21 protein-coding genes, 1 tRNA gene and 1 pseudogene are annotated in these 25,827 nt (G+C 70.7%); 11 read left to right on the forward strand and 12 right to left on the reverse strand.

The genetic code is table 11. The annotated features are described in order from the left end of the window. Positions 1-16 precede the first annotated feature (16 nt). The 3 genes and pseudogenes from pdxR to OG734_RS23410 form a co-directional block, all read right to left on the reverse strand. Positions 17-1,102: pseudogene (pdxR, locus tag OG734_RS23400) on the reverse strand (MocR-like pyridoxine biosynthesis transcription factor PdxR); the annotation flags it as partial. An 85-nt stretch (positions 1,103-1,187) separates the two neighbouring features. After that, positions 1,188-2,654 (reverse strand): aminopeptidase P family protein, encoded by a 1,467-nt coding sequence (locus OG734_RS23405; protein WP_330289465.1) that lies wholly within the window; start codon positions 2,652-2,654, stop codon positions 1,188-1,190. A 111-nt stretch (positions 2,655-2,765) separates the two neighbouring features. Next, positions 2,766-4,181 (reverse strand): PP2C family protein-serine/threonine phosphatase, encoded by a 1,416-nt coding sequence (locus tag OG734_RS23410; RefSeq protein WP_330289466.1) that lies wholly within the window; start codon positions 4,179-4,181, stop codon positions 2,766-2,768. 612 nt (positions 4,182-4,793) lie between these two features. Here OG734_RS23410 and OG734_RS23415 point away from each other — a divergent pair. Together OG734_RS23415 and OG734_RS23420 are read left to right on the forward strand one after the other, a co-directional pair. Beyond that, positions 4,794-5,468, forward strand: a complete 675-nt coding sequence (locus OG734_RS23415) for a bifunctional DNA primase/polymerase (RefSeq protein WP_330289467.1) — start codon at positions 4,794-4,796, stop codon at positions 5,466-5,468. 56 nt (positions 5,469-5,524) lie between these two features. After that, positions 5,525-6,097 carry a hypothetical protein gene (locus tag OG734_RS23420; RefSeq protein WP_330289468.1) on the forward strand — a complete coding sequence of 191 codons (573 nt, stop codon included), beginning with the start codon at positions 5,525-5,527 and terminating at the stop codon, positions 6,095-6,097. Between the two features lie 210 nt (positions 6,098-6,307). On the opposite strand, the gene OG734_RS23425 is transcribed toward OG734_RS23420, so the two are convergent. The 3 genes from OG734_RS23425 to OG734_RS23435 form a co-directional block, all read right to left on the reverse strand. Continuing rightward, positions 6,308-7,273, reverse strand: a complete 966-nt coding sequence (locus tag OG734_RS23425) for a DUF5926 family protein (protein ID WP_330289469.1) — start codon at positions 7,271-7,273, stop codon at positions 6,308-6,310. A gap of 145 nt (positions 7,274-7,418) precedes the next feature. Beyond that, entirely contained in the window at positions 7,419-8,057 is a 639-nt protein-coding gene (locus tag OG734_RS23430; protein WP_330289470.1) for an ATP-binding protein, read from the reverse strand. A 195-nt stretch (positions 8,058-8,252) separates the two neighbouring features. Then, positions 8,253-9,062 carry a glycerophosphodiester phosphodiesterase gene (locus OG734_RS23435; protein WP_330289471.1) on the reverse strand — a complete coding sequence of 270 codons (810 nt, stop codon included), beginning with the start codon at positions 9,060-9,062 and terminating at the stop codon, positions 8,253-8,255. 285 nt (positions 9,063-9,347) lie between these two features. Here OG734_RS23435 and OG734_RS23440 point away from each other — a divergent pair, with 285 nt between their 5' ends. Together OG734_RS23440 and OG734_RS23445 are read left to right on the forward strand one after the other, a co-directional pair. Beyond that, complete coding sequence (locus OG734_RS23440; RefSeq protein ID WP_330289472.1) at positions 9,348-10,829, forward strand: S1C family serine protease; 1,482 nt, start codon at positions 9,348-9,350, stop codon at positions 10,827-10,829. A gap of 64 nt (positions 10,830-10,893) precedes the next feature. Beyond that, positions 10,894-10,983 (forward strand) — tRNA-Ser (locus OG734_RS23445). Positions 10,984-11,165: 182 nt separating this feature from the next. On the opposite strand, the gene OG734_RS23450 is transcribed toward OG734_RS23445, so the two are convergent. The 3 genes from OG734_RS23450 to OG734_RS23460 form a co-directional block, all read right to left on the reverse strand. Continuing rightward, entirely contained in the window at positions 11,166-11,660 is a 495-nt protein-coding gene (locus OG734_RS23450; protein ID WP_330289473.1) for an NUDIX hydrolase, read from the reverse strand. Positions 11,661-11,902: 242 nt separating this feature from the next. Further along, the gene (locus OG734_RS23455; protein ID WP_330289474.1) at positions 11,903-12,139 is read right to left on the reverse strand and encodes a hypothetical protein; all 237 of its coding nucleotides are present in this window, start codon (positions 12,137-12,139) and stop codon (positions 11,903-11,905) included. A 74-nt stretch (positions 12,140-12,213) separates the two neighbouring features. Further along, positions 12,214-12,615 (reverse strand): hypothetical protein, encoded by a 402-nt coding sequence (locus OG734_RS23460; protein ID WP_330289475.1) that lies wholly within the window; start codon positions 12,613-12,615, stop codon positions 12,214-12,216. 238 nt (positions 12,616-12,853) lie between these two features. Here OG734_RS23460 and OG734_RS23465 point away from each other — a divergent pair, with 238 nt between their 5' ends. Next, complete coding sequence (locus OG734_RS23465; protein ID WP_330289476.1) at positions 12,854-13,267, forward strand: SH3 domain-containing protein; 414 nt, start codon at positions 12,854-12,856, stop codon at positions 13,265-13,267. A 157-nt stretch (positions 13,268-13,424) separates the two neighbouring features. Here the strand turns inward: OG734_RS23465 and OG734_RS23470 are convergent, their stop codons facing one another. Next, entirely contained in the window at positions 13,425-14,285 is an 861-nt protein-coding gene (locus OG734_RS23470) for a bifunctional DNA primase/polymerase (RefSeq protein WP_330289477.1), read from the reverse strand. 452 nt (positions 14,286-14,737) lie between these two features. Between OG734_RS23470 and OG734_RS23475 the strand changes: the two genes are divergently transcribed. The 6 genes from OG734_RS23475 to OG734_RS23500 all read left to right on the forward strand — a co-directional run bounded on the left by OG734_RS23475 (position 14,738) and on the right by OG734_RS23500 (position 20,440). Continuing rightward, a complete protein-coding gene (locus OG734_RS23475) occupies positions 14,738-15,043 on the forward strand; it encodes a hypothetical protein (protein WP_330289478.1) in 306 nt (101 codons plus the stop codon). Between the two features lie 177 nt (positions 15,044-15,220). Further along, positions 15,221-16,234, forward strand: coding sequence for a bifunctional MaoC family dehydratase N-terminal/OB-fold nucleic acid binding domain-containing protein (locus OG734_RS23480; RefSeq protein ID WP_443064898.1), 1,014 nt, complete (start codon positions 15,221-15,223; stop codon positions 16,232-16,234). Further along, positions 16,231-16,635 carry a MaoC family dehydratase gene (locus tag OG734_RS23485; protein ID WP_330289479.1) on the forward strand — a complete coding sequence of 135 codons (405 nt, stop codon included), beginning with the start codon at positions 16,231-16,233 and terminating at the stop codon, positions 16,633-16,635. Before OG734_RS23480 ends, OG734_RS23485 begins: the two co-directional genes overlap by 4 nt. Further along, positions 16,632-17,798, forward strand: a complete 1,167-nt coding sequence (locus OG734_RS23490) for a lipid-transfer protein (protein ID WP_330289480.1) — start codon at positions 16,632-16,634, stop codon at positions 17,796-17,798. The genes OG734_RS23485 and OG734_RS23490 overlap by 4 nt, the downstream gene beginning before the upstream one ends. 225 nt (positions 17,799-18,023) lie before the next feature. After that, positions 18,024-18,596, forward strand: a complete 573-nt coding sequence (locus OG734_RS23495) for a SigE family RNA polymerase sigma factor (protein WP_319213259.1) — start codon at positions 18,024-18,026, stop codon at positions 18,594-18,596. A 167-nt stretch (positions 18,597-18,763) separates the two neighbouring features. Further along, on the forward strand, positions 18,764-20,440 hold the full coding sequence (locus tag OG734_RS23500) for a long-chain fatty acid--CoA ligase (RefSeq protein WP_330289481.1): 1,677 nt from the start codon (positions 18,764-18,766) through the stop codon (positions 20,438-20,440). 89 nt (positions 20,441-20,529) lie between these two features. On the opposite strand, the gene OG734_RS23505 is transcribed toward OG734_RS23500, so the two are convergent. Together OG734_RS23505 and OG734_RS23510 are read right to left on the reverse strand one after the other, a co-directional pair. Further along, positions 20,530-24,957: a PAS domain-containing protein gene (locus OG734_RS23505; protein ID WP_330289482.1), complete on the reverse strand. Its 4,428-nt coding sequence runs from the start codon at positions 24,955-24,957 to the stop codon at positions 20,530-20,532. 246 nt (positions 24,958-25,203) lie between these two features. Then, positions 25,204-25,770, reverse strand: a complete 567-nt coding sequence (locus OG734_RS23510) for an SSI family serine proteinase inhibitor (protein WP_330289483.1) — start codon at positions 25,768-25,770, stop codon at positions 25,204-25,206. Between the last annotated feature and the right edge of the window lie 57 nt (positions 25,771-25,827).

Genomic DNA, 25,827 nt, shown 5'->3' on the forward strand with positions numbered 1-25,827 from the left:
AGCCGCGCCCACCGGACCGTCGGCGCCAGTAGCGCAGACGGCACGCGCGCACGTGCCGGTCGTACGCATGGCTGGTGATCAGTTCGGCGAGGGCCAGCTGGCCGATGGACTCGGTGTGGTGGTCGCTGTGCAGCTTGGCGTCGGCGACCGCGTCGACCAGGTGGGGCGGCAGCACCATCCAGCCGAGGCGCAGGGCCGGCCCGAGCGTCTTGGAAGCGGTGCCGATGTAGGCGACCTGCCCCGGAGCCATGCCCTGAAGAGCGCCGACGGGCTGTCTGTCGTAGCGGAACTCCCCGTCGTAGTCGTCCTCGACGATCAGCCCGTCACGCGCGCGTGCCCAGTCGGTGAGCGCCCGCCGCCGCTCCGGGTGCAGGGTCACGCCGGTCGGGTACTGGTGGGCGGGCGTGACGACGACCGCGGAGACGTCATGCGGGCCCGCCAGCTCCTCGACGCGGGCGCCGCGTTCGTCGACGCCCACCGGCACGACCCGCCCGCCGGCCTGCCGGACGACCTCCCGGTGGAAGGGCAGCCCCGGGTCCTCCATGGCGATCGCGGCGCCGTCCAGCACACGCGTGAGGAGCGCGAGCCCCTGTACGTACCCGGAGGTGATCACGATCCGCTCGGGCGGCGCGAGCACCCCGCGGGCCCGCCCCAGGTAGCCCGACAGCGCCGTCCGCAGCTCGATCCGGCCGCGCGGATCGCCGTAGTCGTACGCCAGGGAGGGCGCCGTCGCGACGGCCCGACGCAGCGCCCGCACCCAGGCCGCCGCCGGAAACGTCCCGACGTCCGGACTCCCGGGCCGCAGATCAAAAAGGGGCACACGCGCGCGTGCGGCGGCCTCCGGCGGCTCGGCGCCGACGGAGGGCAAGGCGGCGACCTGCGTACCGGCTCCCTGCCGAGCGGTCAGATATCCCTCGGCGACAAGCTGGTCGTAGGCGGCTTTCACGGTCCCCCGGGACACACCGAGTTCGGTCGCGAGCCGCCGAGTGGCGGGCAGCAAGGCGCCGGGTGTCAACCGTCCGTCCCGGACGGCGTCACGCAGGGCCCGCTCGATCCCCGCGCGACGCCCTTCAGCGGCGATCACTTCTAGATGCAGATCCACACCAACCCCCTAGGGGCGCGGGGCGATATCGATCTGCGGCTCCGCCGCGGGGCGCGACCAGCCACGACTTACCCGCAGTCGAAACTCAACCCTTGAGATGAGCCATCCAAGCCTCGACCTCGTCAGACCGCCGAGGAAGCCCGTCCGACAGATTCCGATTCCCGGAATCCGTCACCAGGATGTCGTCCTCGATCCGCACCCCGATACCCCGATACTCCACAGGCACGGTCAGATCATCCGCCTGGAAGTACAACCCGGGCTCAACCGTCAGCACCATCCCCGGCTCCAACGTCCCGTCGACATAGAACTCCACCCGCGCCGCAGCACAGTCATGAACATCCATGCCGAGCATGTGCCCAGTCCCGTGCAGCGTCCACCTCCGCTGCAACCCCAGCTCCAGCACCCGCTCCACGGGCCCCTCGACAAGCCCCCACTCCACGATCCGCTCGGCCAGCACCCGCTGCGCCGCATCGTGGAAGTCCCGGTACTTGCCCCCGGGCCGCACGGCCGCGATCCCGGCCTCCTGGGCGTCGTACACCGCGTCGTAGATCTTCTTCTGGATCTCGGTGTACGTGCCGTTGATCGGAAGCGTCCGTGTGACGTCGGCCGTGTAGTACGTGTGCGTCTCGACGCCCGCGTCCAGCAGCAGCAGTTCACCGGAGCGCACGGCCCCGTCGTTGCGCACCCAGTGCAGCGTGCAGGCGTGCGGGCCGGCCGCGCAGATGGAGCCGTAGCCGATGTCGTTGCCCTCGACCCGCGCGCGGAGGAAGAAGGTCCCCTCGATGTACCGCTCGGAGGTGGCCTCGGCCTTGTCGAGGACCTTCACCACGTCCTCGAAACCGCGCACCGTCGAGTCGACGGCCTTCTGCAGCTCGCCGATCTCGAACTCGTCCTTGACCAGTCGCGCCTCGGACAGGAAGACCCGCAGTTCCTCGTCGCGCTCGGCGGTGACCTTGTCGGTCAGCGCGGCCTCGATACCGGCGTCGAACCCGCGTACGACCCGCACCGGCCCGGTGGCCTCCGTCAGCCTGCCGGCCAGCTCGCGCACGTCCGATGCCGGAATGCCGTACAACTGTTCGGCCTCGGCGAGCGAGTGCCGGCGGCCGACCCACAGCTCGCCCTGCCCCGAGAGCCAGAACTCACCGTTCTCGCGGTCGGAACGCGGAAGGAGGTAGATCGTCGCCTTGTGACCACCGGCCGTCGGCTCCAGGACGAGCACGCCGTCCTCTGTCTGGTTACCGGTCAGGTACGCGTACTCGACCGACGCGCGGAAGGGGTACTCCGTGTCGTTCGAACGCGTCTTCAGATTGCCCGAGGGGATCACCAGGCGCTCACCCGGGAAGCGCGCCGAGAGCGCGGCGCGGCGGGCGGCGGTGTGCCCGGCCTGCGCGATGGGCTCGAGACCCGTCAGCTCGGTGTCGGCCCAGCCGGACTTCATGCTCTCGGCAAGCTCGTCGGAGACGCCCGGATACAGGCCGTTCTTCCGCTGCTTGATGGGCTCTTCGGGCTCGGTCTCAGTCTCCGGGGTCGCCGGATTGAGCTCGTCCGCCACGGTAATCCTCCTAGATACGGCACTGGACCCCGTCCATCGTACGGTCGTACGGGACAGGGCCCAGAGGTACAAAAGGCGATCCACCAGGTGACCGGGCGAGTGACCGGCCGCTCACTCGAACCGCGCCGACAGCAGTACGACGTCCTCCTGACCGTCCGACGCGTCCAGCTCGTCCGGCAGCATGCTCCGCAGGACGTGGTCGGCGATCGCGCCCGGATCGTCCCGCAGCTGCCTGGGCACGCTCGCCGCCGCCGCGTGCAGCCGGGAGAAGGCCCGGTCCACGGGGTCGCCGGTACGGTGCAGCAGCCCGTCGGTGTAGAGCAGAACCGTGTCTCCGGGCTCTGTCCGGAACTCCACGCTTGGCGCCTCCCAGCAGGCGAGCATCCCGAGCGGTGCCGACACGGTGGTCTCCACGAACGCCGTGCGCCGCTCGCCGATCACCACAGGCGGGCAGTGCCCGGCACCGGCCAGCGTGACCTTGCGCAGCGCGGGCTCGCAGTAAGCGAACAGGGCGGTGGCGCAGCGGGCGGGCTCGGTGAGCCGCAGAAGCAGCTCCAGGTCGGAGAGGACCGCTACCGGGTCCTCGCCCTCCATCACGGCGTACGCGCGCAGGGAGGCCCGCAGACGCCCCATCGCGGCGATCGCGCTGGGCCCGGAGCCGGTCACCGCGCCCACGGCCAGGCCGAGGGCCGCGTCGGGGAGCGGCAGCGCGTCGTACCAGTCGCCGCCGCCGCGCGGGCCGGTGCGGTGCCGGGCGGCGAGCTGGACACCGGCCGTCCGGGGCAGTCGGGCGGGCAGCAGCTCCGCGGCGATCGTCTGCACGCACGCGCGTGTGCGTTCAAGTTCGACCAGCCGGGCCAGATGCTCGGTCGCGTACCGCACGTACAGGCCGACGAGGTGGCGCTGCCGTTCGACCGGCTCCGCGGGCTCGTCGTACAGCCAGACGGCCGCGCCGAGGCGGCCCGCGGACTCGGTGGACAGGGGGAGCGAGTAGCTCGCCGCGTAGCCGAGGCGGGCGGCCACCTCGCGGTGACGGGGGTCGAGACCGTCCTCGGCGAGGAGGTCCGGGTGTGTGATTTCGCTCTCGCCGCCGGGCAGCCCGGCGGCCGTGTCGAGGAGCTGCCCGTACGGCATCACGCCGCGCGGGATCGTCTCGATGTGTCCGAGGTCCGCGCGGGCCAGCCCCAGGCCAACGGTGGTGTCGGGGCCCAGGCCGTCACCCGGTTCGAGGACGACGAGACCGCGCCGGGCCCCCACGAGGGCGGCTCCGGCGTGCAGCAGTTCCTCGAGTGCGTCGGCGAGTGCCGCCGTGCGCGCCAGGCGCTCGGTGAGTTCGTGCAGCGTTGTGAGGTCGGACACCCAGCCGGCGAGACGGTCCTGAAGGAGGGCACCGGGGCCGTTCGGGCAGGTCAGCGAGGGTGTGTCCGCAGAGGCGTCCGGGATTGCGGGCGCGGGCGCGACAGTGTGTGCGGGCGAGGGAACCGTTGAATCGATTCCAGCCACTTTCGGGAGGTGAGGGGCGTTCATGGCGTCCGGCCTTCCGACCGGTGCTTATTGCTCAATAGCATCGCAAACCCCCATGTGATTCTGCGCCGCTAGCAGTGTCTCCACATGTACACGCACTCGTGAGGAGATGTCCAGCATTGTCCTGCCGGGATTCCTGGTGTCCGTGGGTTTACCGGGGTCCCCTTGCGAAAAGGTGAAGTTGGCCTAAAACTGACTCGGGTAGCGGGTTATTGCGGTCGACTGGCCTGGTTCGACGGAGCGTCACAGCGGTCTTGATGGGTACGTACTCGGTGAAGGCCAGGGGTGGTTGTGGAACCGCCCGGAACCTGGCGACGGACCCGGGCGTCTTAACCATCGACGACCGTGCCCCATCCTCCCTTGGCGGAGGCGGAGAGAAATAGCGGGACGGCAAAACGCCAGACTCCGCCACCCCGCGCCATGCCCATGCTTTTGATGAACCCGGTATGGATGCGGACGTAGCCAATGCTCGGCGCTCGGCGCACAACAGGGGGGCTGCCCCTTGCTTCCCACGAGATGGGATGCGCCAGAAGGTACGCACAGTGAAGTGATCTGCACATGACGTGATGTGGCCCACGGTGTTGCCAGGCGTGCAACGGAAAGGAACGAGCGCTCATGCGCGAGATCCTCGGAAGGCTCGGAAGGCGACGCAGGCTCCTGTCCCGGCGTAACGGCGGGAAGCCTGAAGTGCTCGGCGCGGCTCTGACGTTCGCGACCGGATGGCAGTGGCCCGTACTCCCGGGCGTGGCACCGGATCCACAGGGGCGCGCACGCTGCGGCTGCCCCGACCCGGAGTGCACGGTCCCCGGCGCTCACCCGTTCGACCCCGGCCTGCTCGCGGCCACCACCGACGAGCGCATGGTGCGCTGGTGGTGGACCAACAGGCCGACGGCCCCCATCATCCTCGCCACCGGCGGCGCGGCCCCGTGCGCGGTCAGCCTGCCGGCCCCGGCTGCAGCCCGCGCCCTCGAAGCACTGGACCGCAAGGGCATGCGTCTGGGCCCGGTCGTCGCGGCCCCCACCCGCTGGTCGCTGCTCGTGAAGCCGTACACGATGGAACAGCTGGGCGAACTGCTGTACGCGCAGGACTTCGTGCCCGGCTCCCTCCGCTTCCACAGTGAGGGCGGCTACATCGCCCTGCCTCCGACCGAGACCGGCCAGGGCCAGATCCGCTGGGAGCGCGCGCCGCTGCCCGGCTCTGCCTCGCCCTGGGTACCCGATGTCGAGGCCGTGGTGGACGCCGTGGTCGAGGCTCTCACTCGTACGGGTGTGAGCGCGCCCGAGTTGTAGGGGTGTCGGGCGCGCGGGCAACCGGGCGCCCGTCCCCTGTCGTTATCTTCACCTCCATGAACCTCCGTCTGCTCGCTCTCGCGGGCGTCGTGGCGCTCACGGTCGCGCTGCCGCTGGCCGTGGCATCCGCGGGGCCCGTGGGCGACGCGGACCGCGACGCCCTCCTTTCCCTGACGCCGGAAGAGGGCCCCCAGGAGGGCCCTGAGGACGGCAAGGCGCGAGAAGCCGCCGATCCTTCCGCCGATCCCACCGGTTCCCCGCTGCTGGGCCTCGGTCTCGCCACGGCCGCCAGCTGCGGTCCCGAACTCACCTCCCCCGACGGCATCGAGGCGCAGACCTGTGTGCTGTCGCAGGGGGAGGAGACCTGGGCGCGCACTTACTACCGCAACGCGACCGGCCATGGACTCACGTCCGTGCTGAGTCTCATGGGGCCCGACGCCCACACTGTGCAACTGCGGTGCGCGGTGGGCGCCGAGGACGAACCGGGGTTGTGCGAGACGCCCAGGGAACGCACTGAGGGCGAGCCGGGCGCGTACACGGCGGTCGCGGAGTTCGCGTCGGACGCGGGGAGTGCGGGGCCGTTGCTACTGCGCTCGGGGAGCAACTCCGGTGCGCTTGACGGGAGTTGACGCGCGGCCCTGGTCCGTACAGAAGTCCGGGCACAGAAAGACCCGGCTGCTGGCGACGGGGGATGCACCAGCAACCGGGCTACTGCAACGCTAACAAGAGATCGGCTGTTCGCAAATTCGATCTCGGCTATTCGGACACCGATTCCGTTGTTCTCACGGGGAGTTGTGACAGGAGTCACGGGGCTCGGAGTCCGCGAGCCCGACTGTGCGTCAGCTGAGAGTCACCTGTCGGTTGGTCAGGCCGCCGCGGGCGCGGCGCTCTTCCGGAGTGAGGGGAGCGTCCGAGGCCAGGGCGGTGGTGAGGCGCTCGGCGAACTCGGCGGCCGGCTTCTCGATGTCCTCCGCGGTGACGCCGGTCGGCAGGTCCCAGACCGGGACGGTGAGGCCGTGCGCCCGGAAGGAACCCACCAGACGGGTGCCCTCGCCCAGGCTGGACTGCCCGGCCGCGTGGAGACGCGCGAGGGCGTCGAGCAGCTGCTCCTCGCCGTGCGGCATCACCCAGCGCAGGTGGTTCTTGTCCGGCGTCTCGCACCAGTACGCGGCGTCGACGCCCGTCAGCTTCACGGTCGGGATGGCTGCGTCGTTCGCCCGCTCCAGGGAAGCGGTGACGTCCGCAGTCGCGTTCTGCGCGTCCGGGACCCAGAACTCGAAGCCCGTGTGCACAACTGGCTCGAACGCGCCTTCGGGGTCGAGCAGGTCCTGCAGTCGCGGGCCCTCGGCCGGGGCGCGGCGGCCCTGGACGGGCGTGCCGGGCTCGGCGGTGAGCGCGCGCTGCAGGGTGTCGGCGAGGTCGCGGCTGATGTCTCCGGACGCCGTGTCGTTCTGCAGCCCGAGCAGGACCGAGCCGTCGTCGCGGCGCAGGGCGGGCCAGGCCATCGGCAGGACCGTCGCGAGTGTGACCGAGGGAACGCCCTCGGGGAGGCCGGCCTTCAGGGTCAGCTCCACGGTGGCGGCGGGGACCAGCTCGCGCAGGGCCACCCAGTCGCCCTCGCCGGGCAGGCCCTCGAAGGGCCGGTGCACCAGTTCGGTCACCGCGTGCGCGGCGGCCCGGCCGTGACAGGCCTTGTAGCGCCGGCCGCTGTTGCAGGGGCAGGGCTCGCGGGCGCCGACAACCGGGATCTCTCCCTCGGACAGCTGCGGCCGCGAGGCCTTCGTCTGGGGTCGCTTCTTGGCCATCGTGGGTGTCTCCCGGTTACGGCTCGTCTCGTACCCGCGCGAGCCTAGCCGCTCGTACGACGGACGACGGGACCCTGTGGACAACGGTCGTCACCGGATCTGCCAGGTTCTGGCAGGTTCTGTCAGTGGATCCGCCGGCTTCCTGTCAGTCCATGTCGTCGAACGCGTCGGCGAAGTCCAGCTCGGGTATCGCGGACATCGAGCGAGCCGTGATGCGGGTGGCGAAGTCCGTACGCCGGTGGCCCGAGTCCGGGCTGTGGACGTCCTCGTCGACGACTGCCCACACCGTGACCTCGCCGCGCGTGTCGTCCCGGACGCCCCAGTCGTTGGCCAGCGCCGTGATGATGTTCAGCCCGCGACCGCCGTGCGCCGTGACCGAAGGGGTCGCCGGAACCGGGCGGGTCGGGCCGCCGCCGTCCGTAACCTCCACGATGAGCCTGCCGCCGGAGTCCACGCGCCACGCGGCCCTGACGTCGCCGTCACCGGCCAGGGCCTCGCCCAGTGGCCGACCGTGTTTGCACGCATTGCTCAAGAGTTCGGACAGGATCAACACAGCGTCGTCGATGACCGATTCCGACACACCGCCCGTGCGCAACTGATCGCGCATCCGGTGTCTTGCTTTCCCCACGCCCGCAGGGCCATGGGGAACGGCCATGCTCGACGACGTGGGCACCTCCTGTGCCACCACCAACGCCACCCCCGAGACCTCCTTTGCCCCACGCCACGGTGTGAATGCCCCATTGGCCTGTACCGGAAACCGTCCCTTCCGCCTTCGGTGACGCACTCGTAATGATCGAACGCGGACCGAACGCGCCGGTGCACTCCCTGTAACCGAGTGGCCGGATTTCGACGATATGGCCGAAGGTGGAGGTTTCCTCACGTGGACCGCCAGGTCAAGAGTCCGGGAGCGAACCGAGGTCGGAGTCGAGTAAGAGGCGACTCGCGGCAGGGGGTTCCGGGGCTCCGGGAGCGCGGCTGGTCAGCGGCCCAGTTGCCGCAGAACCGGGCCCGGACGGTTGGTGATGATGGCGTCGATGCCGAGGTCGACGCAGAGGCTGACGTCCTCCGGCTCGTTCACGGTCCAGACGTGCACCTGGTGGCCGGCGAGTTTCAGCCGCTCGACGTACGCCGGGTGACTGCGCACGATACGGATCGAGGGGCCGGCGATCCGGACGCCGGTGGGCAGCCGTCCGTCGCGCAGCCGGGGCGAGAGGAACTGGTTCAGATAGACCGTCGGCAGCGTCGGCGAGGCCGCCCGGACGCGCTGCAGCGAGCGCGCCGAGAAGCTCATGACCCGCACCTGGGAAACGGCAGGGGTCGCCGGGGCGTCCAGACCGAACCGCTTGAGCAGGAACAGCAGCCGCTCCTCGACCTGGCCCGCCCAGCGCGTGGGGTGCTTGGTCTCGATGGCCAGCTCCACCGGCCGCCCGGCGTCGGCGACGAGTTCGAGCAGCCGCTCCAGGGTGAGTACGGAGGTGTCCTCGCGGTCCTCCGGGCGGTGCTCCCAGTCGGGGGCCTCGTCGCCGGTCTTCCAGGAACCGAAGTCCAGGGCGGCGAGGTCGGCGAGCTCCAGGGCCGAGACCGCGCCGCGCCCGTTCGACGTACGGTTGACGCGGCGGTCGTGGACACAGACGAGATGGCCGTCCGCGGTCAGTCGTACATCGCACTCCAGGGCGTCGGCGCCGGCCTCGATCGCCTTCTTGTAGGCGGCCAGCGTGTGCTCGGGCGCCTCTTCGGAGGCTCCGCGGTGGGCGACGACCTGGATCGGGTGCTGTCGTGCGTGGGTCACTGCGTCATGGTGTCACCGTCGGAGGGTGGCTGTGACGCTGTGGGTGCCCCCGCGCGCGTAACGGCCATTCATGGTGTGTGATTTGTCAGATATAAAGGATGGCCCCGGACCCACAGGTACCGCTTATGGTGCCCTGACGGCCTGTGGGAAAAGCTGACGGCATACAAAAGGACACGCACAGCTGAAACGTACCGACCGTGTACCCGTGTAAACGGGTACACGCATGTGATCGGACGTGACCGAGTGCGACCGAGAAGGACAGCCGTGGATCGAGGAGAAAGAGCTGTGAGCACCGAGAACGAGGGCACTGCGGTACCCCCGGCCCCGTCCGCACCTCCCGTGCCGGTGGAATCTCCTGCTGCCTCCCCGCAGGCCACCGCGCCCGAGGCCCAGACGACTCCGCTCCCGCCGGTACCTCCGAGCGCCCCGGGCGCACCGGAGCCGGAACTGGCGCACGCGGGTCAGGTACCGGCGTACGCGTCGGCGGGAGCCCCCGAGACGCCCCAGGGCGCCGGTCCTGGCCCCGGGGCGGCCGCCTGGCCGCCGCCCCAGCCGCCGGCGACACCGTCGTACATGGACGGCGGAGGCGGCGGCGACGCGCACCCGCCCTGGGGCGCAACGTACGACCAGCAGCCGAAGCCGAAGTCCGGGCGCGGCGGGCTGTTCGCGGCGGTGCTGGTGGCCGCGCTGGTCGCGGGCGGCCTGGGCGGCGGCCTCGGCTACACGCTGGCCAAGGGCAACGACGAGTCCACCACGTCGACGACCGTCTCCGCCGCGCAGCAGAGCGGCGGCGACCTCAAGCGGGACGCGGGCACCGTCGCGGGCGTGGCCGCCAAGGCGCTGCCGAGCACGGTCACCATCGAGGCCGAGAGCTCCAGCGGTGAGGGCGGCACCGGGACGGGCTTCGTCTTCGACACCCAGGGCCACATCGTCACCAACAACCACGTCGTCGCGGACGCGGTCGACGGCGGCAAGCTGACGGCCACCTTTCCCGACGGCAGGAAGTACGACGCCGAGGTCGTCGGCCACGCGCAGGGCTACGACGTGGCGGTCATCAAGCTCAAGAACGCTCCGTCGGACCTCCAGCCGCTCACCCTCGGCGACTCCGACAAGGTGGCCGTGGGCGACTCGACGATCGCGATCGGTGCCCCCTTCGGCCTCTCCAACACGGTGACCACGGGCATCATCAGCTCCAAGAACCGCCCGGTGGCCTCCAGCGACGGCGGCACCACCAGCAAGCCGTCGTACATGAGCGCCCTGCAGACGGACGCGTCGATCAACCCGGGCAACTCCGGTGGCCCGCTGCTCGACGCGTCGGGCAACGTCATCGGCATCAACTCGGCGATCCAGTCCTCCAGCAGCGGTGGCCTGGGCACCGGCCAGTCCGGCTCGATCGGCCTGGGCTTCGCCATCCCGATCAACCAGGCGAAGTACGTCGCCCAGCAGCTGATCAAGACCGGCAAGCCGGTCTACGCGAAGATCGGCGCCTCGGTCACCCTGACCGAGGGCACGGGCGGTGCGCAGATCAGCCAGAAGACCACGGACACCACCGCCCCCGTCGAGGCGGGCGGCCCGGCGGCTGCGGCGGGCCTGAAGCCCGGCGACGTCATCACCAAGCTCGACGACCATGTGATCGACAGCGGCCCGACCCTGATCGGCGAGATCTGGACCCACAAGCCCGGCGACAAGGTCCAGATCACCTACGAACGCGACGGCAAGGCAAAGACGGTCGAACTGACCCTGGGCTCCCGCGAGGGCGACAGCTGACCCACACGTGCACGCGAGGACCCGTTACTCTTGTCCCGCGCCGAGCTGATCACGCCCGGCGCGGGGAAGCGTGCCCGAGCGGCCTAAGGGAACGGTCTTGAAAACCGTCGTGGCAGCGATGTCACCGTGAGTTCGAATCTCACCGCTTCCGCCAGGTCGGAGAGTGTGCAGGTCAGATGGGGTGTCCCTCGGTGAGGGGCGCCCCTTCTGCATGTGGGTGTCTCACCTTGACGCGGCTCTGTCGCGTTGTTGATCAGTGCGTGTGGACCAGGCGTGGACGACGGTCCACGCCGCGCTGGGGCCCTGCAAGGTCGCGCTCTTCTCTGGGAGCAACGCTCAGCCGGCCACCGTGATCGGCCGGTTCGGTGGGCCGTCCGTCAGCAAGGACGCCAGTAGTTCCGGCAGCTCAGCTGGCCGCAGCACGTCCGAGGTCGCGGCCAGCTCTGTTGCGGTCCACCAGCGGTGCCCGCTGATCGCGGCCTTCTCGATCTCTTTGAAAGCCGAGGTATCGACCTCGAACGCAGGAACCCGAGCCATGTAGTAACGCTGGCGAACCTCATAGGCGACGTCGCCCCGGACCGCTGTCCACGGACGCCCTCGCCAGACCTCCGGACCCAGCGAGACATTCATCAGCCCGGTCTCCTCCCGCAACTCCCGTAGGGCCGCCTGCTCGTGGCTTTCGCCCTGCTTGAGCCCGCCTCCAGGGGTGAACCATCGGACGGAACGCTCCACCTCGTTCACGGCGGAGAACAGCAGTAGCCGATTGGCGTCGTCCAGCAACACCACGCGCGCGCTGCGACGCGGCACCAGGTTCCCCTCCAGCTTCGTCACCCGGTCAGAATAGAATCGCGGCCCGCGAGCGACCAACGAAGGCGGCCACCCGGGCTGGGCTTCCCGCAATTCCGGTCAGAGCCCTGAAACTCCCCAGAGCTGTTCGCGGAACCGCCTTGGTTGCACGGTGAACGGAAGGCCGGAGTTGCTCGCCAGTTGAGGTTCGGACCGCTCCTCCCCGTCAAGCGTGGCTACGGCGTCATGTATCCGCCTGACCGCCAGTACGGCTTGGCATTGCTGCTCTACCGCTCGGCGGTGCCGTCCTCACCGTCAATCTCGTAGATCCGCCCTTGAAGCTGTTCACTGGCCCAGTCCAGCCCGACCCCCAGGTCAAACCAGTGCCGATCCTTGCGGACTTCGGGCCGTGAGAGGTTCACCGCCGCCCAGGAGAACACCTCCAGGAGGATGGAACGCCCGTGCTGCGTTGTGCGCACGGGCAACGCAAACGGCGCGGCGAGTGCCGCGCGGTTGACCAACACAGTCCGAGCTCGACAGCCGAAGGGATCGAGGACCCTGCTGTAGCGAAGTGCGCGAAGTGCGTGACGGGGTGAGGTTAGGAGGGGCAGACCTCGACGCCGGGGGCGGGGTCGGCGCCGACGTTGACGTTGCCGCCCCAGGCCCACACGAAGTAGTACGAATGTCCGGTGAACTGGACATTGACCTGGTACCAGACGTCCGTGGTGTAACCGCCAGCCGTGACGCGTTCACCGCGCCCGTAGCACTTCACCACTCCGGGGGCTCCTTCCGGCCCGCTGGTGTTGAGGATCCTGTACGACGTACCGGGTCCGGTCCTGATGTTGCTGTTCGGCTGCAGGATCGAGGAGGACTGGACGGTGCTGGGAGCCGGCTGGGAGGTGCTGGGGGCTGCCTGGGAGGCACCGGCCCCGCCGAACAGGGTGAAGGCGGTACCGACCGCGAGACCGGCGGCGGTGAGACGGGCATTGCGCTTGAACATGGTGGACTCCTCGTCAGGCCAGAACCGGGCTCGTCGCTCGCGGCCCGGTGGCATCCGTTTCCGCCTCACAGACGGAACTCGGCGCCTCGGTGTATGACCGTCCCGGCAGCAAATGTCTCTTCGCCCCGTCCTCATACGGCGCGGCGTGTGCGCCCGTCCACCCGGTGGTGCGGGCAACGCACCTGACCGACCACGAGCCCGAGACGGGCACGCGTCCGAACGGTCCGAAGGGGACGACATGTTGAACAAGTCAGCGAGGCGCGGCGCCCGACTGGGCGGCGCGGCGGCGGTGCTGTGCGCGCTCGCCATGACGGTGGGCGCTGCGCCCGCCCAGGCGACTGCCGAACAGCGGCCCGCGGGCTCGGTGTTCACCACCTGGGCGACGGATGTGAACGTCCGCAAGGACTCGGCCCCGGGCTTCCGCTGCCCCGAGTTCCCCTCGCCCGGCAACTGCCCGCGGGTGATCGGCAAGGCGCAGCCGGGCGACCAGCTCGAAGTGACGTGCCAGACGCGGGGTGAGACGGTCGGCGGCAACCCGTACTGGGTCTTCGTGGAGAACCGGACCCGGGGCTTCGACGGGTGGATGGCGAGCTACTACATCTCGCACCCGGACAACTGGCTGCCCGGCGTCCCGCAGTGCTACGGGCCGTAACACGTCGCCACGACGCGGGCCGGCTCCGCCGCTCGGGCGGTGCTGCCCGATTCTCTACTGGATCGACTGCTGATCAGAGGGGCGCCCCGACACCGGGGCGCCCCTCCTGTGTGTTGGGCCCCGCGGGCCTGCAGGCCCGCAGCCCGAGCCCGGCGGTTCACCCCCGCCACCCCGTCATCCGTGCTGCCGATGCCACAGTCGCCCGTGCTTCCCGTTCCGTCAGCCCCGTCTGGACGGCCGCTTCGACCAAGGGGGCCAGTAGGGCGGGCCCGAGGCCGTTCTCGTAAGCGCGGCAGGCTGCCCAGAAGAGGCGGGTGTTGCGTTGGCCCTCGTGGGCCGCGAGGACGAAGTGGACCAGGCCCTGGCCGTGTTCGCCCGATGCGGGGGACGCGGAGCGGTGTGTGCGGGGCGGGGGCAGGAGGAGGCGCAGGAGGGACGGTGGGCAGGGGGCCGGGGTCAGGTGGGCCGTGCCGGGGGCCGTGCCGTAGACGCCGTGTTCGGTGCGGGAGCCGGGGCCGACCAGGTAGCCGCCGGCCCCTCTGATGTCGATACCGGGGGCCAGCCTGCTCGCCGAGTTGGGGACGACGGCGTCCGGGGGGCCGGTCAGCCAGAGATGGCGGCCGCCGGACGGGGTCAGGACGACGACCGTCTCGGGGATCGTGAAGAGGTGGCGCAGAGCCAGTTCGCGAAGGGCCGCGGAGGAGTCCGTGCTCGACTTGGTGTCCAGGTCGATGCCGATGAGGTGGTGCGGGGGCAGGCCGCAGGCGATGCCGTAGCCGGTGGCCCAGGGGGCGGCGGCGAAGAGTTCACGGATGCGGGACGGGTCGGTAGAGGCGTCGTACACGCCGTGGCCCATGCCTCCGCACTCGCCGTGGCAGGGGGCGGGGTCGTCGCGGTGGGGGGAGCGCAGGGCCGGGAGTTTCGTCCGGGACAGGGGGATGACGGCCAGGCCGCGCTCGGCGGCTGAGAGGGCGTGGGCGAGGGCCAGCGTCGTGGCCTGCCGGTCTGTGGTGGCCATGGCTCCATTTTCGTACGCATGTTCGAAAAAGGGAAGGGTGCGCGGCCCGCCGGGGTCGTCCTGACGGAATGGCTGGAAATGTGCGGGAACGCTTCGGTCCTTGTGTCCCCTGGGATGTCCCGGTGGCGGCTTGGCGTGAATCACCCCTATCGTCCTGACCTGCGGCTTCAGTGATGTGGAGAGGGTTTATCGACTTGTCGTCACGCTTCAGGGGGAATAAACGGTTCCGGGGTGGTTCGCCGGGGATTCGGTGGGCAACTCTGATCTCGCGGCGCAGTGCGCGGCGGTGACACAGCACCGAGGCGGTGACCAACTGCCTTGGAGTCGGAGGTAGTTCACGCATCACGCATCACGAACCAAGCACCAAGCACTACGCAATACGCGCTACGCACCACACGTACTTCGTACGGTCCGGCACGGAGCCGGGGCGTACATGTTCTGGAGGAACAGACATGGCAAGCAGCCGTACCGCCCGCGTTCTCGCCGCCGTTTCGGCCCTGCCCCTCGCCGCCGCGCTGTTCGGCGGCGTCGCGGCGGCCGACAGCGGCGCCTTCGCGGACGACGGATCGAACGCGGCCGTCGCCAGCGTCATCGGCAGTGGTGTGGCCGGTGACAACAACGGCAACTCGTCCACCTCGCAGCAGCAGGCGGTCGGCTCCGGTGCCTCGAACCAGAACAACACCGCGCAGGTCAATGGTTCCGCCTTCACGGCCATCGACCAGTCCAACGCCGTCGTCAACTTCACCAACCTCTGGTGAGCCGTGGGCCGGCGGGGGTGTGGGTCCCCGGCGGTCCTGAACTCCCTTGTGGGGAGCGCTTCATGGGGTGGTAATGCGTCTGCGCGGCGGCACGTATTTCGTGCCGCCGCGCAGACGTGCCCGCAGACGTTTTCGTACCCTTGACACTCTCCAGTATCTGACGGACAGTCAGAAACTGTGAGTCACCTACCCAGTCATCGGGCCAGTCATCGGCCCGGCCGTCGACCTGATGATCCGCCCGGTGATCAACTCGCCGAGCGGCTCGCCGCGTTCGAAGGGCGCCCCGCCGTGGTCGGCGGTGTCGGCAAGGATCCCGTCAACGAGCCGATGATCCGGCACTGGTGCGAGGCGCTGGGCGACACCAGTGCGGCGTACGCCGGGCCGGACGCCGTCGCGCCGCCCGCCATGCTCCAGGTGTGGACCATGGGCGGCCTCTCCGGGAATCCGGGCCGCTCGGCCGCGTACGACGAACTGCTCGCCCTGCTCGACGGCGCGGGCTGCACCTCGGTCGTCGCCACCGACTGCGAGCAGGAGTATCTGCGGCCCCTGCGGCCGGGGGACCGGGTCACCTTCGACTCGGTCGTCGAGTCCGTCTCCGGGCCCAAGACCACCAAGCTCGGCACCGGGTACTTCGTCACGACCCGGACGGATGTACGAGTGGACGGTGAGCCGGTGGGCACCCATCGGTTCCGGATCCTCAAGTACGCGCCGGTACGCAAGTACGCTCCCTCGCGCGCCCCTGAGACGCCTGCGGGGCAGAAACCCCAGGCCACCCCCACGCGCCCCCGGCCGGTCATCAACCGTGACAACGCCGGATTCTGGGAAGGTGTCGACCGCCACCGGCTCCTCATCCAACGCTGCCTCGGGTGCCGCACCCTCCGATTTCCCTGGCTGCCGGGCTGCAACGCCTGCGGCAGCGGCGACTGGGACACCGTCGAGGCGTGCGGCGACGGCACCGTCTACTCGTACGTCGTCCTGCACCACCCGCCCTTCCCGGCCTTCGACCCGCCCTACGCGGTCGGGCTGATCGAGCTCGCTGAGGGGGTGCGGATCATCAGCAACGTGGTCGGCGTGCCCTATGACAAGGTGCGGATCGGGATGCCCGTGCGGCTGGAGTTCGTGCGGTACGAGGAGGGGCAGTCGGCGCTTCCGGTGTTCCGGGGCGACCTGCCCGCGGAGGTGGGCGGATGAGGGCCGGGGACGAGCTGCCGCCGCTGGAGATCGCGATCACCCGCACGCTGATCGTCGCAGGCGCGATCGCGTCCCGCGACTTCCAGGATGTCCACCACGACGCCGAGCTGGCGCTGGCGAAGGGCTCCCCCGACATCTTCATGAACATCCTCACCACGAACGGGCTGGTGGGACGCTACGTCACCGACTGCTTCGGGCCCGCTGCCGTCCTGCGCAGGCTCGCCATCCGCCTCGGTGCCCCCAACTACCCCGGCGACACCATGGTGTTGACCGGCCGCATTGAGGAGCTCGACGGTGACACGGCCGTCGTACGCGTCCTCGGGGCGAACGGGATCGGCCGGCACGTGTCCGGAACGGTGACCGTCTCGGTACTCCCCTCGGCTTCGGGAGGCACCCCGTGACCCTGCACGCGCGCGACGCTCTCGGCGGCCGTACGGCGATCGTCGGCATCGGGGCCACCGAGTTCTCCAAGGACTCGGGGCGCAGCGAGCTGCGGCTGGCCGTGGAGGCGGTGCGGGCCGCGCTCGACGACGCCGGGCTTACGCCCGCCGACGTGGACGGCATGGTCACGTTCACGATGGACACCAGCCCGGAGATCACCGTCGCGCAGGCCGCCGGTATCGGGGAGCTGTCCTTCTTCTCCCGGGTCCACTACGGCGGTGGCGCCGCCTGTGCGACCGTGCAGCAGGCCGCGCTCGCCGTCGCGGCCGGGGTGGCCGAGGTCGTCGTGTGCTACCGGGCGTTCAACGAGCGGTCGGGGCGGCGGTTCGGGTCGGGGGTGCAGCGGCGGGAGCCGTCGGCCGAAGGGGTCGCGCTCGGCTGGTCGCTGCCGTTCGGGCTGCTCACGCCCGCCTCCTGGGTGGCGATGGCGGCGCAGCGGTACCTGCACACGTACGGACTGTCGGCGGAGGCGTTCGGGCAGGTCGCCGTCCGTGGCCGGAAGTACGCGGCGACCAATCCGGCCGCCTGGTTCCACGGCCGGCCCATCACCCTCGCCGACCACGCGGCCTCGCGCTGGATCGCCGAGCCGCTGCGGCTGCTGGACTGCTGCCAGGAGACGGACGGCGGCCAGGCGGTCGTCGTCACCTCCGTCGAACGGGCGCGCGACCTGCGGCACCCGTCCGCCGTCGTCGCGGCGGCGGCCCAAGGCGCGGGCCGCGCCCAGGAACAGATGACCAGCTTCTACCGCGACGACCTCACCGGACTCCCCGAGATGGGCGTGGTGGCCCGGCAGTTGTGGCGGACCGCAGGCGTGGGCCCGTCCGACATCGACGTCGCCATCCTGTACGACCACTTCACACCGTTCGTGCTGATGCAGTTGGAAGAGTTCGGTTTCTGCGCCCCGGGTGAGGCGGCGGAGTTCGTCGCGGCCGAGGGGCTGCCCCTGAACACGCACGGGGGTCAGCTCGGGGAGGCGTACCTGCACGGCATGAACGGCATCGCGGAGGCGGTACGGCAGCTTCGCGGATCCTCCGTGAACCAGGTGCCGGGCGTGGAAAGGGTGCTGGTCACGGCGGGTACTGGGGTGCCGACCTCGGGGTTGGTACTGGAGGCCGCCGGATGAGCGCGCCCGGTCGGTCGGCCGCTGAGCCCGCGGCTGCCCCTACTACTGGAGGAGCAGCCTCCGTACTACCCCCGTACGACCCCTCAGGGTCGAACCCCTATAGCCCCGTACCCTGTCTCCACCTTCAGGAGGTGGAGACAGCCCCCTTCCTACAACCTGAGGGGGACGCGGCTTCGGGACCTGCGGCCGATCCGCCCGAGTAGGGGTCGAACCTAGCGTAGAGCCATGACCACACTCGTCTGCACCAGCGCTTCGAACGCGGCTACGCCGGCGACGCAGACCCTGTCGTTCGCGTCGTATACCTCGTACCCGTCGTTCTCGTCGTACGTGAAGGCCCGCCGCCCGGTGCTGTTGCGCACCGCCCGGTCGCTGACCGCGAACCCGAGCGATGCGGAGGACCTGCTGCAGACCGCGCTCACCAAGACGTACGTCGCCTGGGAGCGGATCGAGGACCACCGTGCGCTCGACGGCTATGTCCGCCGGGCGCTCCTGAACACGCGGACGTCGCAGTGGCGGAAGCGGAAGGTCGACGAGTTCGTCTGCGACGAACTGCCGGAGCCCGAGGGGACGCCGGTCGGCGATCCGGCGGAACACCAGGTGCTGCACGACGCGATGTGGCGCGCGATCATGAAGCTGCCGGCGCGGCAGCGCGCGATGGTGGTACTGCGGTACTACGAGGATCTGAGCGAGGTTCAGACGGCCGAGGTGCTCGGGGTGTCGGTGGGCACGGTCAAGTCGGCTGTCTCGCGGGCGCTGGGCAAACTGCGCGAGGATCCCGAGCTGGTGCTCGCCCGGTAGTTCCGGCAGGTCCGCCGACAGCTCCGCCCTTTGGTTCCCGTGTGGGAACCTGTGGTGATCCCCGGTAGTTCCCGAGGCGGGACGTGATCTGATCGATCACTCTCTCCTAGTGACGTACCGCTCGGTATGTGCGCAGAATCAGCACAACCTTTACCACCGAGTAGGCAATGAAGCCCCGGGAGGACGCCGTGCTGAGCACCATGCAGGACGTACCGCTGCTGATCTCAAGGATCCTGACCCATGGGTCGGCGATCCACGGCGACTCGCAGGTCATCACCTGGACCGGTGAGGCCGAACCGCGGCGCCGCTCCTTCGCCGAGATCGGGGCCCGGACGGCACAGCTCGCACATGCCCTGCGCGACGACCTGGGCGTCACCGGCGACGACCGCGTGGCCACTTTGATGTGGAACAACCCCGAGCACGTCGAGGCCTACTTCGCGATCCCCTCCATGGGCGCGGTCCTGCACACCCTCAATCTGCGTCTGCCCCCCGAGCAGTTGGCCTGGATCGTCAGCCACGCCGCCGACAAGGTGGTCATCACGAACGGCTCGCTGCTGCCGCTGCTCGCCCCGCTGCTCCCGCACCTCAAGACGGTCGAGCACGTCGTGATCTCCGGCCCCGGTGACCGTTCCGCCCTCGCCGGGTCGCACGCCCAGGTGCACGAGTACGAGGACCTCATCGCCGGGAAGCCGACCGGCTACGACTGGCCCGAGCTGGACGAACGTACGGCCGCGGCCATGTGTTACACCTCCGGCACGACGGGTGACCCCAAGGGCGTGGTCTACAGCCACCGCTCCATCTACCTGCACTCCATGCAGGTCAACATGGCCCAGTCCATGGGCCTGACCGACCAGGACACCTCCCTCATCGTGGTCCCCCAGTTCCATGTGAACGCGTGGGGACTGCCCCATGCGACCTTCATGACCGGCGTCAACATGCTGATGCCGGACCGGTTCCTGCAGCCCGCCCCGCTCGCCGAGATGATCGAGAAGGAACGGCCGACGCACGCTGCCGCCGTCCCCACCATCTGGCAGGGCCTGCTCGCGGAGCTCACCGCGAACCCCCGGGACGTCTCGTCCCTCACCCAGGTCACCATCGGCGGCGCCGCCTGCCCGCCCTCCCTCATGGCGGCCTTCGACAAGCTGGGCATGCGCGTCTGTCACGCCTGGGGCATGACGGAGACCTCCCCGCTCGGCACGATCGCCCGCCCGCCGGCCCGTGTGGTGGGCACGGAGGAGGAGTTCGCATACCGCCTCACGCAGGGCCGCTTCCCGACGAGCGTCGAGGCCCGGCTGAGCGGCCCCGGTGGCGAACGGCTCCCCTGGGACGGCGAATCGGCCGGCGAGCTGGAGGTGCGCGGCCCATGGATCGCGGGCGCCTACTACAACGGCCCCGACGGTGAACCCCTGCGCCCCGCTGACAAGTTCAGCGAGGACGGCTGGCTCAAGACGGGCGACGTGGGCACCATCAGCCCCGACGGCTTCCTGACGCTCACCGACCGCGCCAAGGACGTCATCAAGTCCGGCGGCGAGTGGATCTCCTCCGTCGACCTGGAGAACGCCCTCATGGCCCACCCGGACGTCATGGAGGCGGCCGTCGTGGCCGTCCCCGACGACAAGTGGGGCGAACGCCCACTGGCCACAGTCGTGCTGTCGGAGGGCTCCACCGCCGACTTCGAGTCCCTGCGCGCCTTCCTCGCCGTCGAGGGAAAGATCGCCAAGTGGCAGCTCCCGGAGCGCTGGACGATCATCGCGTCCGTACCGAAGACGAGCGTCGGCAAGTTCGACAAGAAGGTCCTCCGCAAGCAGTACGCGGAGGGCGAGCTGGACGTCACCAAGCTCTGACGGCCGCCGTGGGCTGACCTATGGGTCGGGGCAATGTTTCACGTGAAACACTGCCCCGACCCTCGTACCGAATGTGTCGATAGCCCCGCTCAGTTGGTACCGATACGCGCGAGCAGATCGACGATACGGCTCTGCACCTCGGTACTGGTGGACCGCTCGGCGAGGAACAGCACCGTCTCCCCCGAAGCGAGCCTCGGCAGGTCGGCCTGATCGACGGCGGCCGTGTAGACGACCAGCGGAGTGCGGTTCAACTGCCCGTTCGCCCTCAGCCAGTCCACGATGCCGGCCCTGCGGCGCCGCACCTGAAGCAGGTCCATGACCACGAGGTTCGGCCGCAACTGTGAGGCCAGCGTGACCGCGTCGGCGTCACTTGCGGCCCGCGCGACCTGCATCCCGCGCCTCTCCAGCGTCGCGGTGAGTGCGAGCGCGATCTCCGCATGCTCCTCGATGAGCAGCACCCGCGGCGGATGCTGGTCACTGTCACGCGGCGCGAGCGCTTTCAGGAGTACGGCGGGATCGGCGCCGTACGCCGCCTCACGCGTCGCCTGCCCGAGTCCAGCCGTCACCAGCACCGGCACCTCGGCGGCCACGGCGGCCTGGCGCAGCGACTGGAGGGCGGTCCGGGTGATCGGTCCGGTCAGCGGATCGACGAACAGCGCCGCCGGGAAGGCCGCGATCTGGGCGTTGACCTCCTCGCGCGAGTGCACGATGACGGGCCGGTACCCACGGTCGCTGAGCGCCTGCTGCGTGGTGACGTCCGGCGCGGGCCACACCAGCAGCCGACGCGGATTGTCCAGCGGCTCCGGCGGCAGCTCGTCGTCCATCGGCCGCGGCTGCGGCTGGTCGGAGACCTCGACGGCCCCGCCGGGCCCGTCGAGCGGCTCCGGCCCTTCGTCGGCGTTCTCGTCCGGTGCTCCTATGGCGTACGAGCGGCCGGCCCCCTCGGTGAACCCGGGCAGTCGCGGAGCACCCGGGGCGAGCTGTGTCTGCCCTGCGAGCGAGGGCTGCGCGGGCAACGGCACTTGGGCGAGCGGTACCTGGCCGGCGAGGGAGGGCTGACCGGGCAGGGGGGCCTGTCCGGCCAAGGAGGGCTGGGCCGGGGCCGGTGCGGTGGGCGCGGTCTGTGCCGCCGGAGGCGTGGCGGTGGCGGCCTGACCCACCTGCGGGTGGGGACGGGCGGCCGTCTCCGGCTGGCCGGCGGCGGGCTCCGGGCGGGTACCGAGCTTGCGGCGGCGACCGGAGCCGTTCGAGCCGTTGGTGCCGTTCGGAGGCGTCGCGGGCTGCGGCTGGCCCGGCGTCTGGACCTGCGCCGCCTGCCGACTGAACGGCACTCCCTGCCCGAGCGTCCGCACACTGATCGCGCGCCCCTGCGTCGAGTTCGGGTCGACCGGCGCGCCGGCGGCCTCGGCAGCCAGGGCCTGCCCGAGCCGGGGCGGCGCGACACGCTCAGGAGGGAGCGGGGTGGCTGCCGCCTGGGGCGCGGGGAGGGGGGCAGGAGCGACGGCCGGGGCGTTCCCGTTCAGGTTGTGGGTGCCGACATCCGGGGTTTCGTCGTCGGCGGCGGGCCAGGGCTGGGGCTGGGCAACGGGGGCGGCCTGGGCCGGGATCGCCTGGCCGGGGGCGAGGCCCTGGGCGAGGGCGGGCTGGGGCGCCGTACCCTGCGCCGGAACCTGCTGGGAAACGGGCTGAGGGGCCTGCTGCAGGGCCTGTTGGGGAACCTGCTGACCCTGGATGCCCTGCGCCGGGACAGGTTGACCGGGCATGGGCTGCGCGACCTGCGCGATTTGAGCCGCAGGAGCGGCCTGTCCAGGCATGCCCTGTGCGGGCACGGCCTGCCCCTGCCCCGGAACGCCTCCCTGCGGACCAGCGGCGGCCTGGGCGACCGTTGCCTGCACGGGAGCCTGTGCGGGAACCGCCTGTCCGGGAATCCCGCCCGGCGGTACGGTCCCCGGCTGTTCCGGGGCCTGGCGCGCACGGCGGCGGCCGGTCGGGGTGGACGTCGGGTGAGGCTGGGGCGGGGTGTGGTCGTCGTCGGGATCGTGCATGAGCCCGTCATGACGGCCACCGTCGTCGAACCGGTCGCCGACAGGCCCGGCGGGCGCCTCGGCGGCGCCCTGGTCTGTCCGGTCGGCCTCGGCCGGGGGCAGGGCGAACACCGGACGGGGGCCCGTCTCTTGCGCGTTGCCGCGCTCGGCCGCAGCCGCGAGGGCCCGGCGCCGGCGCCCGGTCGGCTGCCCGCCCGCGCTGTCGTCAGCGGCGCCCTCCGCACCTGCGGCCCCCGAAGGAGCCGCGGGAAGGGCGGGAGGCAACGCGTGCTGCTCGCCTCCGGCGCGCCGGGCCGGAGCGCCGGGCACACCCTGGGGCGGCACCGTCCCGCCCAGACCGGTCCCCGCGGCAGCGGTGCCCGCACCGTGTTCGCCCGCCATGACGACGGCGCCTTCGGAGACGCCGCCATCGTCGCCCGCACCCGCGTCAACACCTTCGACGGGGCTGGGCCGGCCACGCCGGCGCCCGGTACCGCTGTCTCCATCGGCGGAGGGTTGAGGAGCGGGGCCCGAAGCGGCGGCGGCCTCCTCGACCGCCCGCCTCCGGCGCCGTCCGGTGGGCGCGACCGCCTCGCTCCCGGAGGCACCGGACTCGACATCGGCCTCGACCTCGGCCTCGGCGGCGTCCTCCGGAACGTCGCCCTCCAGGAAGGCGTCCACGGAGGACCGCCGGGCCCGGCGCCGCCCGCTGACACCACCGTCGCCGTTGTTGTCCACGACCTGGTTGTCCACGACCTGCTCGGGCACGGCGAGCTCGGCGCCCACACCCGTCTCCGCGTCCTCGACCCCGACCTCGGCCACCACCGCGCCGGCCCCGCCCCCGATGGGCACCTCAAGGACGTACGCACTGCCGCTCATGCCCGGCACCTCGTGCGTCTGGAGCACGCCGCCGTGGGCTCGCACGATCCCGCGCACGATCGGCTCGTGCACCGGGTCTCCCCCGGGATACGGCCCGCGCACCTCGATCCGTACGACCTCTCCGCGCTGCGCGGCGGCCACGACCACCGTGTTGTCCATGTAACCGCCCGCGGAGGCGGGCGAGTTGCCGGTCGCGTCGACGCCGGCGACGTCCGCGACGAGATGCGCGAGGGCGGTGGCCAGGCGCTGCGGGTCGACCTCGGCCTCGATCGGCGGCGCGTGCACGGCGAACTGGACGCGCCCGGGCCCGATCAGTTCGACGGCCCCGTCGACCCCGGCGGCGACGACCGCGTCGAGCATCACCTTCGTACGGGTGACGGAGTCGACGCCCGTGTCGAGCCGCTGGTAGGACAGGACGTTGTCGACCAATGTGGTGATGCGCGAGTAACCGGCCGACAGATGATGCAGCACCTGGTTGGCCTCGGGCCACAGCTGCCCGGCGTCGTCGGCGGCGAGGGCGGCCAGTTCGCGGCGCAGCTCGTCGAGGGGGCCGCGCAGGGAACGGCCGAGCAGCACGAGCAGCTGCTCCTGTCGGCCTGCCAGGGCCTCGTACCGGTCCTTCTCGCGCTCCGCGAGGGCCGCGTACCGGTCCTCACCGGCGGCGAGTTCCTCCTCGTGCTCCTCGCGCAGCCGCTCGATCTCGGTGACGTGCTGCTGGCGCAGGGCGGTGAGCTCGGACGCGTGCTCCTCGGCGGCCCGCTCCAGCTCCTCCTGGTGCAGCTTGTCGGCGGCGTCCTTCTCCTCGGCGAGGGAGTCGTACGGACGCCGGTCGGTGAAGGTCATCACGGCGCCCACGAGCTGGTCGCCGTCCCGGACGGGCGCGGTCGTCAGGTCGACGGAGACCTGGTCCCCGCTCTTGGACCACAGCACCTGCCCGCGCACCCGGTGCTTGCGTCCGGACCGCAGGGTGTCGGCGAGCGGGGACTCGCCGTACGGGAAGGGCTCGCCGTCGGCGCGCGAGTGCAGGACGAGCGTGTGGAGCTCGCGCCCGCCGAGGTCGCTGGCCCGGTAACCCAGTATCTGAGCGGCGGCGGGATTGACGAGTACAACCCGCCCCTCGGTGTCCGTCCCGACGACTCCTTCTGCGGCGGCACGCAGGATCATCTCGGTCTGACGTTGCGAACGCGCGAGTTCGGCCTCGGTGTCGACGGTGCCGGACAGATCGCGTACGACGAGCATGAGCAGCTCGTCATTGGCGTAGCCGTAGCTGTCGTACGCCTGCTGGCCGTTCTCAAGATTCGCACTGGTGACCTCGACGGGAAACTCGCTCCCGTCCGTCCGCCGGGCGATCATCCGGGTCGGCTTGGTCTGCCCGTGCGGGTCCATGGAATCGGGGCGCCGCATGGTGCCGGGGATCAGCCGCGAGTCGAACTGCGGCAGCAGATCGAGCAGCCCGCGCCCGACGAGGGCGGTGCCCGGCGTCTCGAAGGCCGCGAGGGCGATCGTATTGGCGTTGACGACGGTCCCATTGGCGTTGACCAGCACCAACGCATCGGGAAGCGCATCGAGTATGGCTGCGAGGCGAGCAGCGCCTCGGGATGGCCTGCTGCTCACGAGACGCTTCCTCCCTGTTACCGCACCTTGCCGACCGCGGGCGCCATCTTGCCAACCGTCCCGCAACGTGTCACGCGAGGGAGTCTAAGGGCAGTGGTTGCGCTCGCGACGCCGGATGAGAGGGAGGTCGCACGACGAAGTGACAGAGAGGCTGTGACGGCGCCTTTCACACTACTTATGCGGTACGGGGCCACTGTGCCTGTGGCGTGAGGGCCCTTGGGGGCGTTGTTCTGCTGGTCGGGCGGCTCACCGAAGATCAGGAAGCAGCGGTACGAGCCGGTCCCAGCGCGCCATCTGGCACCCGTTGCTGCGGTCGAAAGTGGCGTCGACAGGACGCCCGGCCCAGTTCCCGGTCACATGAGCGGTCGCCGGACCCCCGTACATCATCGTGCAGATGCTGTCGGGGGAGACGGGGGCGAACGGATCCTTCCCCCACCGAGCCCCCCGGTCGAGCGACCCACAGGCCCCCTCGACGTCGGGATGACTCCCGCTCCCGGGATGACAGGCCAGCTCGAACCGCCCGTCCCCACGCCCGCCGGTGCGGCGGACGGTGACGGTGAGGTGGTCGGAGGCGCGTCCCATGGGAGCGAGGAGGGGTGCGAAGGGCGTGAGTGGCGTGAGGGGGCGGGTCTGGGGAGCCTCGTCGGCGTAGGCGGCCGCGGGCGCGGCGGAGAAGGAGGCGGCGGCGAGGGAGACGCCGGCGGTGGCGGCGAACACGAGGCGACGGAGGGCGCCGGGGGGAAGGGTGGCGTGGGAGCGGGCGGCGCGGGCGGCATGAGGGGCATGAGTGGCATGCGAGATGACCTTGAACATGACCTGACTAACGCCTGACGCCCAAGGACGTTGCGCGAGCCGGACCGGCGGGCCGAC

Origin of the sequence: Streptomyces sp. NBC_00576, assembly GCF_036345175.1 — a bacterium.
Taxonomy (GTDB): Bacteria; Actinomycetota; Actinomycetes; order Streptomycetales; family Streptomycetaceae; genus Streptomyces.